We start from the raw sequence: 13,096 nt of genomic DNA on the forward strand, positions 1-13,096 counted from the left end.
CCCTTTTCTTTACAAACTTTTACACTTTTTTCATCGAAAAGTGAGTTTTGACCCTGTTACCTGGCCCGTCAATGCGTCCTTATGCAGGTATTCCAGCGGCTGCAAGTGAGCAATGCGCTCCCTAGGCAGGCCGGTTTTCTTTGCCATGTAATCGACATCCGACCCGGTAGCAGCGCGGAACACGTAGAAATCTGTGGCGTTGCCTATGGCAGTCTTATCTGCCTCTGCCCAGCGCTGGGATATGGGGAACAGACTGATACCCCGCTTCAGGCCGCGCCGCACCAGGATGCCCCAGCCCTCGGGTGCCTTGCTCATGGTTGTCACGTCTGCCAGTTCTTCCAGCACAGCGGCACACTCGCCGAAGTACGAGCCGTAATGAAACACAGCCCGGCAGAATCTATCGAAGTCTGCCTTCATGTCGCCCTGGCTGACGTAGGCATATTTGCCCGGCTTGCCTTTCTTGACCACTTCCAACAGATCGGCAAATGCAGTAATGCGCTTATAGCCCTGCAACTTGCTCCACTGGTCCTCAATGTCCCACACGAACACGGCCTTGAATTTGCCCTGGCGCACGAGGCGCACCGTCATGGCCGTTTTACCCGACCGGCTGGCCCCGGACATGATGCATAGCCGTCCGTCCCTTGTCGCCAACGTCATGACGCGTACCTATCCACGTCTGCCGCGCATTCATCCGCCGGGACTGGCTCGTATTGCGGCGCTGGCTCTGCTGGCTTTTCTGGCTCTTTTTCCGGTTCCGGCTTTTTCAAATCCTGCTGCACGGCGTTGACTGTTGCCATGGTGAGCGGCATTGCCACGGCGAACAGCGCCATTTCCTCGACACCGGCGCCGGATTCCAGAAAGGCCAGCACCCTGCCGCCCCATGGGTATTTGCGCAGCACAGGCACGGCGGCACCGGCAAAGGCGTTGCATGAATCTTGATTCCAGACGGCGGCGGTATTGCGCATGCCGCCAGCCAGCAAGGCCAAATGTCCGATTTGCAGCAACCCGGCAAGGCTTTGTTCGGCGCTGATTTGTGGCACCGGCCCGGCTTCCTGCCCCGGCTCCGCTGTTTCTTGTACAGGCTCATCCGCCAGCATTTCAAGCTGGGTTTCCGATGCGATTTGTTCAGGTGTTTTTTCCATGACTAGAACTCCAATGAGAAACCGGCTTTTTTCTGCGCTGGCTTCGTTTCAGGTATCGGCGCGGGCTTGTTTTCCGGCACCGGCGTTGCTGTTACGGTAACAGGCGGTTTTTCCTGTTTCGGCTGCATGGCCTGGGCAATGTGCGGATACTGTTTCAGGAACGCATCCACGCGTCGGGCTTTTCCGCCTACCCGCAATTGGCCGTCACATGACGCTTCACAGAAGCCGAACGGCGCACCGTTTTTGTCGGACGTGATACGCATGCCATTGGCCGTGCCGCAATATGGGCAATTGATATGCCCTAGAATGGATTTTTCAGACATGCAGCACCTCAAGATCATCGGGGTTCACCCAGCGAATTGAGCCGTTGACCATGATGCCCACGTTGCCTTTGCCGCTGACCTGGCGCACCTGGCCGACTATTTCCGGCCTACTCACCACGCGCACCAATTGGCCGCGCACTATCTCTTCAAGCGTCATTTTTCCCTCTCATTTCCAACTTTGTGACAATCTCAGCCAGCAACTGCACCTGAAAATCATGCAGCACCATGACAGCCGCCCCCAATTCCTCTACTGCTGGCACCTTTTGAAACATCGGCGCGTGCTTCGCTTTCTCTGAAAGCACTTCGACCACCCGCATTTGGCGCTGCAAACGCGCCATTTTCTCTACCATCGCCATTCCCCCGGTTACAGTTATTTACAGAACTCCAAGCGGGCCTAACGGCCCTCTTTAAAACCCACTCGCGCAAGCGAGTTTTGACGTAATCGCCCCAGCGCGTTTCCAATCCTTCAACCCTCTCCATCCCCGCCCCGTCATAGCGCGTCATGGCCTCATCAAACCAGACCCGGCGCACCTTCACGGCGTGAAACCTGCGCTTTGCAAATGCCCCACCCATCAGCGCCGTATAGCCTGCCCAATCGCCCGCATCAGCCGCCGCCACAAGATCAGGCAGAATTCCGCCCATCTGATCGTCGCCAGCATCGCCAAGGCGACGAAGCTCACGCCATACGCCCACCCCTGCACCGCCGATTTGCTGGAACTGCCGAATTCCCCAGCAAGCAGCCCAAGCGTCAACCCGGACAGCATTGCCAGTAACAGAACCACCCTCAAAGTCATCAGCATCCTCAAGCCCTTTTCCATTGATATTTTTTGATATGTACTTAGCCAGATAGCCCACCGCAGACCCCTTTTTGCGATCAATAGGCTCAAACTTGAAACGGTGTTCAGACGCGCCGAATTCGTCGCCATCCTCACGCAGGGCATAATGACGCAACACCTCGCGCACTCGCTCGACGTGCGCAGGCTGCATAAACAGCACCATATGCCAGTGCGGCGTTCCATCATGGTGCGGTTCGACCACGCGGAACCCGTAGACCTTAATACCCTCTTTTGCCAGCGCGGCGCGTGACAATGCCCAGCCCTTGCACAGGTGCGCTTGCGCCTCGCGTGGTGTTTCCGCCTTGTATTTGGGATTTGGTTTGCCATCAGACCGGACGGCGTGAAAACGGCTAGGGGCCGTGATGGTGTAGAACTCTGCTGCATGACCGTGAGTGCGTGAGTAGGAATCAAACCCGGCCATGCGCGCCATCAATTCCATGCGCCTAATTTCAGGATTGGAGACGCCCAGCGCGGAAAGCTGGGCAAGTGTGTATTCCTGGCCCTCATCATTGACGGCGAGGATTGTTTCCAGCAAGGCCGCATTGCGCCGCCGCTGGCCCTTGCGCCGCGCTACGGTTTCATCGCTGGAATAGATACCGGCCCGTTTGCTGACCATGCCAAGGTTGATTGCCGCAGCTTCGACCTGACGCCCCACCACCTTGCGCAACTGCCGCCGCCACCACAATTCGCAGCACAACCGCGCCCGCTGGCCGGACTTCTCGACACCCTTGAATTGCGGCTTGATGCCGTACTTTTCTGCAAGCCCAATCATGGCCCTGAGCGCTAAATCGGCATCTTTCCAGTACCCGGCCAGCCTAAAGCACTCATCCGCCCGCGCCTTGGCATAAGCGCATATCTCATCATCGCTTGCAGCCAGCAGCGCTTTGTTTCCGCCGATGGCTTCCGTGATGTCAAGCAAGGCAAGGTTTGCCGCCGCCCTGCCCTCTCGCTGGTAAAGCTCTACATACCGCCTATTGATCGCAGGCTTGAACCGCTTGGGATATTTGGCGAAATGGGCGCGGATATGCTTGTGATCCAACCACTCGCCGGTTACTTCAATTGCCAGCATCAGGCCGCAACCCTCGCACCTTTTGGCGGCTCAATGCCCCAAAAAAGAGGATCATTCAACAGTTCGGAAAACGCGATTAATTCCGCCTCGTTATACCGCCTGCCCTTCAATTGTGTAGGCTCAAACAGATGCAACTGCCCCGAACCGTCCCGCACGTCCCACAGCTCGACAAAGACCAGAACAACATGCGTTTGATCGCATATTCTGACGTCCCGCACCCTGCCGAACCGGCCAGCCTTGGAACCTTCGCAGACGTTTACCAGCGTCCCGGCCTTAATGAACATCGGCCATCACCATGCGCACAGGTGCCAGCTTTTTAGCTGCCTTGCAGCACTGTTCCTCGTTGCGAATTGCGCCGTTCAGAATGTCGGCAAGGTATTCAGAGAAGGAGATTTCAGCGCCGGTAAAGGCTACGTATTGCAGGCGGCATGCCTCAATACGTTTGCGCTGCATTGCGGATAGTGGAAATTCATAGACCATTTCAAGCCCTCGCAGTTGGTTGTCAACCAGCGAGAAATTGAAACGTTATAGACAGTGTGCAGATTGCACACCGGGTAAAAGGTTAGATTGTTGTAAATTAAGAGATTAGTTAGCTAAGTCACTGATTCAGTGTATATTATGTAAAATCTGATCGGGCCTCTTTCCGACAAATTAATGAGCCAGGAGGCTTGGGAGGACGATCAGAAATGGATCGATGCCCAGGTGTTGTAGCGACAGAAGCAAATTCTGCTCAATGTGGCGGTCGCTGGCGTCCTCGAGAGTTCGAGTATTGGGGAATTGAGCCAAGGTTAGATATTAGTCACAACTTATTTGGAGTAGAAAGTGATGCAGTCCTTGGCTTGCGCTACCATAGGGAGACCCAAGATCGAAATCAATTTAGAGGAGCGGATCCTCGATTTCAAAGTTTAAGTTATGCAGAAAGTTTTTATGGAGTAAATGGGGGAACTGGACACAGAGAACAAGTAGATATTGATGTTGAAGCTAAGTCTTACTATGCACAAAATACCTTTTATCTCGGTAATTGGTCATTAACACCAGGCATTCGTGTAGAAGATATTAGAATTTCTACAAATGTGAAACGTGCCGAAGGTCAGCCACAAAATAATCCTGAGTCTGACCTTACTAACAATCAGACTAAGGTGTTACCAGGTTTTGGTGTGGCATGGAGTGGTATCGAAAACACGACTGTATTTGCAGGTGTTCACCGAGGGTTTGCACCTCCACGGCCTGATCGTGATATATCTGCTGGTGGCGCTAATACTGCAGTTGTTGCTAAAACAAAACCTGAGGAGAGTACCAATTGGGAGTTAGGTATTCGGTCTAATTATTTAAAAGGGATTAGCTATGAAACCACCCTTTTTCATACTCAATTTGATGAAATCGTAATCAGCGATGGTTTTGGCTCATTCAGAAATGGAGGGGAGTCTCAGCATTCTGGTATCGAGGTGGGCGGACGTATTGACTTTGGTACCATCTACAATACTTCTCATAACTTCTATATCAGTGGAGCATATACGAATCTCTTTACTGCTAAGTTCAAGAAGACTAGCCTTGATGATGACATTCGCAGTGGTGATCGTCTTGCCTATGCACCCAAGCATATTGCTTCCCTGAGCTTTGGTTACGAGCACCCGATTGGTTTTAATGCACGTATAGGTGTGGATTACGTGAGTGAACAGTATGAAGATGTGCCCTTCCGTGAGGGACGTAGTGAGTATGATCCACTCAGTGGACAGAGTGGCAAGATTCCATCTTACACACTGGTTAACGCTTCTCTCAGCTACCGTCCAATAGGCAGCAAGGCAACCTTCTTCGTCAGCGGGCATAACCTGGGTGACAAGGAGTATCTGGCAACCCGTGTCGATGGCATGCATGCTGGTCGTCAACGCCAGGTGTTCGGCGGTGTCCGTTACGATTTCTAATCCTTAACCGCATCCTTCCTCTGGCTTTTTGCTGGAGTAGTTGTACTTGCGCCCCGTTATCGGGGCGTTTTTTTGCATGGAGAGCATGATCGTGGCGGCGTTATAATCAAGGTTTGTGATGATGTGCTGGCGCTGGCCGGCAAGCATGAACGGGCAATCAATTTGACTAAGTTAGACAATACCTTGGAACAACATACCCCGATGATGCGCCAGTATCTTGGTATCAAGGCGCAATATCCCGATATGCTGGTGTTTTATCGCATGGGGGATTTCTACGAGTTATTCCATGATGATGCGGAAAAAGCATCGCGCCTGCTCGGCATCACGCTGACCAAGCGTGGCAGTTCCAACGGCGAGCCTATCCGCATGGCAGGTGTGCCTTATCATGCGGCGGAGCAGTATTTAGCCAAGCTTGCCAAGCTGGGGGAGGCGGTTGCCATCTGCGAGCAGGTGGGCGACCCTGCCAAGAGCAAGGGGCCCGTGGAGCGCCAGGTCACACGTATTCTGACCCCGGGGACGTTGACCGACGCGGCCTTGCTGGACGATACGCGTGACAACCTGCTGCTTGCCATTGCACATGGCGAAGGTGTATTAGGGTTGGCACGCATCAATCTTGCTTCAGGCCGGTTCATTCTGAGTGAAATAACGCCCGGACTATTGGCGCAGGAGTTGGAGCGCATCAGTCCGGCTGAAATTCTTTATCCCGATGATTTTTACCATATGGCGCTGGAGCAGGTGAAATGCCCAAAGAAGCGTCTGGCGCCTTGGCAGTTCGACCTGGATTCATCCATCCAGACCTTGACCAAGCAGTTCAGCACCTACGATCTGGATGGCTTCGGCTGTGCTCATATGCTGGCCGCCATCATGGCGGCTGGCGCCTTGCTTGATTATGTCAAGCATACGCAGCGTACGAGCCTGCCACATATCCAGTCCCTGATGGTTGAGCAGGGAAGCCAGTTCATCCAGCTGGATGCTGCGACACGCCGCAACCTGGAAATCGACCAGACCTTGCGTGGTGAATCTTCGCCCACGTTGTACTCTTTATTGAATACCACCGTCACTGCCATGGGTGCGCGTTTGCTGCGCTCTTGGCTGCATCATCCTTTGCAGCATCAAGCAGATATTCAGGCACGCCTGCAGGCGGTGAAGGTTTTGCAGGCGCAATATGATGGATTGCGCCCCTTATTGCGCAATGTCGGGGACATCGAGCGCATGGCAGCAAGGGTGGCTTTGAAAACGGCGCGACCCCGGGATTTGTCCGGTTTGCGCGACAGTCTGCAACAGCTTCCCGCACTGCAACGAGTGTTGCGGCCTGAAGATTCCGCACTGTTGCACTCCTTGCAACAACAACTGGATGTGCCACAAGCAGCGCTTGATATGCTGATTGCTGCGATCAAGGATGAGCCGGCTGCTGTGCTGCGCGAAGGCGGCGTGATCGCCGATGGTTTTGATGCCGAGCTGGATGAGTTACGCGCCATACAGAGCAATTGCGGGGAGTTTCTCCTTCAGTTTGAAGCGCAGGAGCGCGAGCGCAGTGGTATCAGCAACCTCAAGGTAGAGTACAACAGCGTGCATGGCTTTTACATCGAAATCAGCCGTGCGCAATCTGAGAATGTACCGGCCGAATACCGCCGTCGCCAGACGTTGAAGAATGTCGAGCGCTATATCACCCCTGAGCTGAAAACCTTCGAGGATAAAGTACTGTCCGCCAATGAGCGTGCCTTGGCGCGTGAAAAGTTCTTGTTCGATGAATTGTTAGGGAATTTGCAACCCGCATTGGCTGCCTGGCAACGCAATGCAGAGGCTGTGGCGCAGCTGGATGTGCTGGCAACGTTTGCCGAGCGCGCAGATGTTCTGAAGTATGTTGCGCCTCAGTTCAGCAGCGAAGCCGGATTGGATATCGTGGATGGTCGCCATCCCGTGGTGGAGCAGCTTGCCCAACCTTTCATTGCCAATAGTGTTTCATTATCGCCTTACCGTCAGCTTTTGCTGATTACTGGTCCGAATATGGGCGGTAAGTCAACCTATATGCGGCAGACGGCTTTGATCGTGCTGCTTGCACACTGTGGATGCTTTGTTCCGGCGAAATCGGCGAGGATAGGACCTATAGACCGTATTTTCACTCGCATCGGCGCATCAGACGATTTGGCCGGGGGGCGCTCTACTTTTATGGTGGAAATGACCGAGACAGCGAACATCCTGCACAATGCCACTGAGCGCAGCCTGGTGCTGCTGGATGAGATTGGACGCGGTACCTCGACATTTGACGGGTTATCCCTGGCATGGGCAGTGGCCCGACAGTTGCTGGAGAAGAACCGTAGCTATACCTTGTTTGCCACCCATTACTTCGAGCTAACCAGAATCAGCGAAGAGTTCAAGCATGCAGCCAATGTGCATCTGGATGCGGTTGAGCACGGTGATGGGATTGTGTTCCTGCATAATGTGGAGGAAGGGCCAGCAAGTCAGAGCTATGGTTTGCAGGTGGCCCAGTTGGCAGGCATTCCACGCACTGTGGTGAATGCCGCCAAGCGCAAACTGGTGCAGCTTGAGCAAAGCCAGGTCATGCAACAATCATTGGCGGGGCAGGGCGATATGTTTGTTGCTGCCAATGTCGAGCCAGAGCCCGCCACACATCCGGTGGTATCCGAGTTGGAAAGCATCGATCCTGACAGCCTCACCCCCAGGCAGGCACTGGATGTTTTATACAAATTGAAAAAATTAATATAAGAATCAGACATATTTTTGAAACAACTGCCTGCCAGAATACACAACATAGTCCTTACCGGGACTCCCGTTTTGTTACTTTAGAAAATCCCAAAAGGAAGATATGGTTGTCGAGTATTTCATCAAAATAGTGATTCCAGTAGTATTTGCGTCCTTTGTGGCCATGATAGGCTGGTTTGTCGGCGAGAAGCCGGGCGCAATGATCGCTGGGGGCGCTTCTCTTGCCCTTTCATTCGGCTGGACCAGTTATAGCTGGGCATTGTCTGTGCGGCAATCGCGCATCAATGCGCGATTGGCCAAACGCAAGCAGGCCAGGGCCAAGAAGACAGTGCGCCGAGTGTCTTGCGCATAATGCATGCATGAGCGGCTCTCTTGAGTTGGCAGCCGCACTGAATACAAAAAGGCAGCCTAGGCTGCCTTTTTCATTGATCACAAGATGGCTGAGTTGAGCTCATCAACTCGCAATGGGCCTAATGATGGTGACCACCTGCACCATGTACATGCCCGTGATCGATTTCTTCCTGGCCTGCTGGACGCACGGCGGTCACAGATGCCTTGAACAATACGCGCTCTCCGGCCCAGGGGTGATTACCGTCGACAATGACCTTGCCATCTTCAATATTGGTAACGGTATACAGTACGATGTCGCCAGTTTCGTCTTCGCCCTCAAATTGCATCCCGACCTTCAACTCTTCCGTCGGGAAGGCGGAAACAGGTTCTATCTGCACGAGTTCCTCATCATATTCGCCGAAGGCATCAGCTGGTTCCAGCGTCAGTTCGATAGAGTCGCCCACAGACTTGCCATGTAATTCCTCTTCTACTCGCGGGAAAATATTGTCATATCCGCCGTGCAGGTAGCTGACGGGATCCTTGCTGGCCTCCAGAATATTTCCATCGCTATCGCGTAATTCATAGGTGATGGTGACAACAGTGTTCATGGCGATCTGCATGAAAGATCCTTCTTTAAAGTGATTTGATAAATTTGAGTATTTCTGCGGCATGGCCTTTGGCCGTTACCCCATATTGTGCCAAGCGTACCACTCCAGTCCGGTCAATGACAAATGTGGAGCGGACTATGCCCATTTTTCTGATCCCGTCCTTCTCTTTTTCCTGCCACACACCATATTGCCTACATACCTCTCCATCCTCGTCGGATAGCAGGCAGACTGCCAAGCCGTGCTTGTCTCGAAAGGTGGCGTGGCTGATGCAGTCATCCCGGCTGATGCCGATCACGATCGTATCGTGGCGCTTGAATTCGTCTTCCAAGTCGCTGAACTCTATTGCCTGCAACGTGCAGCTGGGGGTGTTATCTTTGGGATAAAAGTAAAGTACTACATTGTGACCGCGTAGCGCGGAAAGGGTAATGGGCTCAATATCTGCATCTAGCAGGGAGAAGTCAGGAGCTGGTGAATTGGGTTGCAACATGGCTTGAATATACTTTAGAAAAGAGATTGCTCATGTTTTTATCCTACTACGGTGTTTTGCCAAGTAGGGGCAAGGCGAGAATTGTCAGCATGATGAGCATTGCCTGCGGATCACATCTTGAACGAGCATGTGTTGCGGCCATGCGTATGCGATGAAATGACATTGGACTGACTTCAAGAAAGGATGGGGAAGATTCTAACCTAATTTCTTGGCAGCGTAAGCAATGCGCTATCATGCACGCATGAAAAATAAACAAAATTCACTAGATGGCCGGCTTGCTCTGCTCGGCGGGCTGAGTGCAGCACAATTTCTTGCTGAATACTGGCAGAAAAAGCCTTTATTGATTCGTCAGGCGATCCCAGGATTCAATGGATTGCTAAGCCCAGATGAGCTGGCAGGGCTGGCTTGCGAAGAAGATGTACAGTCGCGCTTGGTTTCATTAAAACGCGGACGCTGGCATGTTGAAAACGGGCCGTTCGACGAAAAGCGCTTTGCCAAACTGCCTGAGCGTGACTGGACCTTGTTGGTGCAGGGGGTTAATCACCACTTGCCGGAAGCCGCAGAGTTATTACAGCAGTTTGCTTTTATCCCGTACGCCAGGCTGGATGACCTCATGGTGAGCTTTGCGCCCGACCAGGGTGGGGTGGGGCCACATTTCGACTCATATGATGTATTTTTGCTGCAAGGGGAAGGCCAGCGCTTGTGGCGGATCAGTGAGCAGGACGATCTTGCCTTGGTCGAGGGTGCACCACTGCGCATCCTGCAAAATTTCAATACTGAGCAGGAATGGGTCCTCGAGCCGGGAGACATGCTTTATTTGCCGCCACACGTTGCGCACTGGGGTATTGCAGTGGGCAATGCCATGACATATTCGATTGGCTTTCGGGCGCCTTCGGTGCAGGAGCTAGTCAGCGAGTTCCTCAATGATCTGCAGGACAGGCTGCAAATACCTGGAATGTATGCAGATCCGGATTTGCAACTGCAGCGACATCCGGCGGAAATTGGTACACAAATGCTGAACAAAGTGGGCGCCATGCTGGATCAGATCCGTTGGCAATCCGAGGATGTATCCAGTTTCCTGGGACGGTATCTTTCTGAGCCTAAGCCGCACATTATCTTTGATGAGAATACGCCGCTAGACCTGCCGCGATTTGTGCAACAATTGCCAAGATGCGGTATTGCCTTGGCTGCCAAGAGCCTGATGCTATTCCATGGCAATCGGTTTTTCATGAATGGGGAGCAATTCACGGCAACGGAGAAGCAGCAGCACCTGCTGACGGCCTTGGCAGATGATCGTCGGCTGGAGGGAGCTTGTTTTGATTCCGCCATATTGCAAGAGACAGTATTGATGCAGCAGCTCCATGACTGGTATCTGGCCGGTTATTTGCATTTCATGGAGTGATCGCGTAGCTTACACAAAAGCAATACGCCAGGTTGAGTGGTCTACCTGTCATGAGTGGCAGCACATTTGCCACCTTAATCAATTGGGAGCTTGCCTTGGCCAGGAGTGAAATCATGCGTACCTTGTTGATCACTTTGCCTCTGATCTGTTTGCCTGTCCAAGCGTCAGCGCTGGATTTCAAGATGATTACGCTGCAGCACCGCTTTCCGCAAGATATTCTGCCAGCGGTAGAGCAGCTCGTCCTTCCGGAAGGCTCGGTGACCGCAATAGATCATCACTTGGTCGTGCGTGCTACAGCCGACAAGATGAGTGAAGTTGAGGCCTTGGTTGAAAGACTAGATACCGCGCAGCGCAATGTACGGATTGCAGTTCGTCATGAAGATCATGCAATGCAGGACAATAGCGCCATAGGCATTGATGGAAGACTGCGACATGGCGCCCCCGAAATGAGGGGATGGTTCGAAGAAGGTGTGCGTTTTGGCATCGATGACAGCCAAGCCACGAGCCGTCGCAGCGGGGAGCAGTTTTTGACAGTCATGGATGGTGAGCGTGCTTTTATCCAAGTGGGGCAATCCGTGCCTTTTACCCAGCAATGGGTATTATTGACTTCGCAATATGCCAATATCCAGCAGACTATCGAGTTTCATGACGTTACGACTGGTTTTGCCGTCAGGCCACGTTATATCGGTGATCAAGTTGAGGTGGAAATCACGCCGCGCATCTCACGCATCAATGCAAGGGGCTTCATCGATTTCGAGCAGTTGTCGACCACGGTTCGTGCTCCGCGGGGCGAGTGGCTGGACATCGGTGGCATCATGCAGAATCACGATGAAGTCAGCCGTGCCATTCTCTTGCAAAGCCAATCTGCGACCGGAAAAAACACCCGTTTGCAAATCAAGGTTGATTGAAGAATTTGACCTCTGTGTTTTTGCACGATAATTGACAGAGTATTGTGTAAAACAAGGCTGGCAGCCAAAAAACAGTGGTATTTTTTATCGGAAATGGTAGAATTTTTGACACTCGGTTGGTTTTACCGTAACTGGTTTTCAAATTTATTGTCTACACACATCTTTAAGGGATAAAAAATGACACGTTCTGCTCTGCTTGCCGCTCTGCTCGCACTTGCTTTGACTGCTTGTGGTCAAAAAGAAGAGGCACCTGCTGAAGCTCCTGCTGTTGAAGAAGCCGCTCCTGCTGTTGAAGAGGCACCTGCTGAAGCTCCTGCTGTTGAAGAAGCCGCTCCTGCTGTTGAAGAAGCACCTGCTGAGGCTCCTGCAGAAGAAGCACCAGCTGAAGAAGCTAAGTAATTGATAAGCTGGCTTTGATGCCAGCCATCAATTATCTGTACCGAAAAGCCGGCATCGCCGGCTTTTTGTTTTTTGCTGTGTAGTGCGTTTAAAGTTTTCAGGATATTGGTTTTATTTTATTTGGCGCCAGTCGAAGCCTTCTTGCTGGCTGGCAATCCCGATCCAATGTTCTTCACAACCCAGAGTGCGACTTAATGCGGTATTGACCAGGGCCGGATGATTATTTTTCTCGCTCAGGTGTGCCGCGACGATATGCTGTAGCTTGCGATTATCGAGTTTGCCTAGCAGGGTGGCCGCGCTCTCATTGTCCAGATGTCCAAGGCGGCCGCCTACGCGTTGTTTCAGGGAGCGTACGTAGGGGCCGTTGTGCAACATGTCTACATCATGGTTACATTCCAGCACCAATGCGTCACAGGCGCTCAATGTGGCTTCGATGTGTGGCGTCGAGGTGCCTGCATCAGTGAGTACGCCGAGCTTGTGCTTGCCATCTTCGAAAGTGAACTGCACTGGCTCGCGTGCATCGTGGGGGACAGGATAAGGCTGGATTTGCAAGTTGCCGATGCTGAAAGGTTGATGGCTGTCGATGATGTGCAAGTCAAATTCGAGTTCCTTGGGCATGAGTTTCTGACTTGTGATATATGTGCCGTAGGTCAACCAGACCGGGATGCGGTAGCGGTTGGCTAGTTTGAAAACTCCGCCTGTATGGTCATCGTGTTCGTGGGTGACAAGAATGCCATTGATCTCTTCTGGTTGAAGGCCTAGCCTGGCGATGCGCCGGATCGCGTCGCGCAACCCGAATCCGCAGTCTAGCAACAGGCGGGTTGAGTCTTGCTCAATAACCAGTCCGTTGCCTGTGCTGCCGCTGCCGAGGGAGGCAAATCGCATATCAGCAAATATTGCTCAAGGGCGATTGCGATTTTAATGAAACCAAATCAACAAGCGCCCT

Annotated in this window: 16 protein-coding genes; 6 read left to right on the forward strand and 10 right to left on the reverse strand. The window is 52.6% G+C overall.

The window, feature by feature from the left end; genetic code table 11:
• Positions 1-30 precede the first annotated feature (30 nt).
• From MFLA_RS04255 to MFLA_RS04280, 7 genes are read right to left on the reverse strand one after another with little or no spacing between them, the layout of a single operon-like run.
• Positions 31-657 (reverse strand): hypothetical protein, encoded by a 627-nt coding sequence (locus MFLA_RS04255; RefSeq protein ID WP_195742083.1) that lies wholly within the window; start codon positions 655-657, stop codon positions 31-33.
• A complete protein-coding gene (locus tag MFLA_RS04260) occupies positions 654-1,142 on the reverse strand; it encodes a hypothetical protein (RefSeq protein ID WP_011479194.1) in 489 nt (162 codons plus the stop codon). Before MFLA_RS04260 ends, MFLA_RS04255 begins: the two co-directional genes overlap by 4 nt.
• 2 nt (positions 1,143-1,144) lie before the next feature.
• On the reverse strand, positions 1,145-1,465 hold the full coding sequence (locus MFLA_RS04265; protein WP_011479195.1) for a hypothetical protein: 321 nt from the start codon (positions 1,463-1,465) through the stop codon (positions 1,145-1,147).
• Positions 1,458-1,622 carry a hypothetical protein gene (locus MFLA_RS14375; RefSeq protein WP_195742084.1) on the reverse strand — a complete coding sequence of 55 codons (165 nt, stop codon included), beginning with the start codon at positions 1,620-1,622 and terminating at the stop codon, positions 1,458-1,460. Before MFLA_RS14375 ends, MFLA_RS04265 begins: the two co-directional genes overlap by 8 nt.
• A gap of 56 nt (positions 1,623-1,678) precedes the next feature.
• Positions 1,679-3,370 (reverse strand): replication endonuclease, encoded by a 1,692-nt coding sequence (locus MFLA_RS04270; protein WP_011479196.1) that lies wholly within the window; start codon positions 3,368-3,370, stop codon positions 1,679-1,681.
• On the reverse strand, positions 3,370-3,654 hold the full coding sequence (locus tag MFLA_RS04275) for a hypothetical protein (protein WP_011479197.1): 285 nt from the start codon (positions 3,652-3,654) through the stop codon (positions 3,370-3,372). Before MFLA_RS04275 ends, MFLA_RS04270 begins: the two co-directional genes overlap by 1 nt.
• Positions 3,644-3,850 carry a hypothetical protein gene (locus tag MFLA_RS04280; protein ID WP_052286270.1) on the reverse strand — a complete coding sequence of 69 codons (207 nt, stop codon included), beginning with the start codon at positions 3,848-3,850 and terminating at the stop codon, positions 3,644-3,646. The genes MFLA_RS04275 and MFLA_RS04280 overlap by 11 nt, the downstream gene beginning before the upstream one ends.
• A 206-nt stretch (positions 3,851-4,056) precedes the next feature.
• Between MFLA_RS04280 and MFLA_RS14380 the strand changes: the two genes are divergently transcribed.
• The 3 genes from MFLA_RS14380 to MFLA_RS04295 all read left to right on the forward strand — a co-directional run bounded on the left by MFLA_RS14380 (position 4,057) and on the right by MFLA_RS04295 (position 8,368).
• Entirely contained in the window at positions 4,057-5,292 is a 1,236-nt protein-coding gene (locus MFLA_RS14380) for a TonB-dependent receptor family protein (RefSeq protein WP_011479198.1), read from the forward strand.
• Positions 5,293-5,493: 201 nt separating this feature from the next.
• Complete coding sequence (mutS, locus tag MFLA_RS04290) at positions 5,494-8,019, forward strand: DNA mismatch repair protein MutS (RefSeq protein WP_048811855.1); 2,526 nt, start codon at positions 5,494-5,496, stop codon at positions 8,017-8,019.
• 100 nt (positions 8,020-8,119) lie between these two features.
• A complete protein-coding gene (locus tag MFLA_RS04295) occupies positions 8,120-8,368 on the forward strand; it encodes a hypothetical protein (protein WP_011479200.1) in 249 nt (82 codons plus the stop codon).
• Positions 8,369-8,486: 118 nt separating this feature from the next.
• Here MFLA_RS04295 and MFLA_RS04300 read toward each other — a convergent pair whose 3' ends face one another.
• Both MFLA_RS04300 and MFLA_RS04305 read right to left on the reverse strand, forming a co-directional pair.
• Positions 8,487-8,966: an FKBP-type peptidyl-prolyl cis-trans isomerase gene (locus tag MFLA_RS04300; protein WP_011479201.1), complete on the reverse strand. Its 480-nt coding sequence runs from the start codon at positions 8,964-8,966 to the stop codon at positions 8,487-8,489.
• A gap of 13 nt (positions 8,967-8,979) precedes the next feature.
• The gene (locus MFLA_RS04305; RefSeq protein ID WP_011479202.1) at positions 8,980-9,441 is read right to left on the reverse strand and encodes a peroxiredoxin; all 462 of its coding nucleotides are present in this window, start codon (positions 9,439-9,441) and stop codon (positions 8,980-8,982) included.
• A gap of 241 nt (positions 9,442-9,682) precedes the next feature.
• Here MFLA_RS04305 and MFLA_RS04310 point away from each other — a divergent pair, with 241 nt between their 5' ends.
• The 3 genes from MFLA_RS04310 to MFLA_RS14385 all read left to right on the forward strand — a co-directional run bounded on the left by MFLA_RS04310 (position 9,683) and on the right by MFLA_RS14385 (position 12,150).
• Positions 9,683-10,843, forward strand: coding sequence for a cupin domain-containing protein (locus tag MFLA_RS04310; RefSeq protein ID WP_048811856.1), 1,161 nt, complete (start codon positions 9,683-9,685; stop codon positions 10,841-10,843).
• A 113-nt stretch (positions 10,844-10,956) separates the two neighbouring features.
• Entirely contained in the window at positions 10,957-11,751 is a 795-nt protein-coding gene (locus MFLA_RS04315) for a secretin N-terminal domain-containing protein (protein ID WP_011479204.1), read from the forward strand.
• Between the two features lie 177 nt (positions 11,752-11,928).
• The gene (locus MFLA_RS14385) at positions 11,929-12,150 is read left to right on the forward strand and encodes a hypothetical protein (RefSeq protein ID WP_011479205.1); all 222 of its coding nucleotides are present in this window, start codon (positions 11,929-11,931) and stop codon (positions 12,148-12,150) included.
• 111 nt (positions 12,151-12,261) lie between these two features.
• Here MFLA_RS14385 and MFLA_RS04320 read toward each other — a convergent pair whose 3' ends face one another.
• Positions 12,262-13,035, reverse strand: coding sequence for an MBL fold metallo-hydrolase (locus MFLA_RS04320; RefSeq protein ID WP_011479206.1), 774 nt, complete (start codon positions 13,033-13,035; stop codon positions 12,262-12,264).
• Positions 13,036-13,096 lie beyond the last annotated feature (61 nt).

Origin of the sequence: Methylobacillus flagellatus KT (genome assembly GCF_000013705.1) — a bacterium.
Classification (GTDB): Bacteria; Pseudomonadota; Gammaproteobacteria; order Burkholderiales; family Methylophilaceae; genus Methylobacillus; species Methylobacillus flagellatus.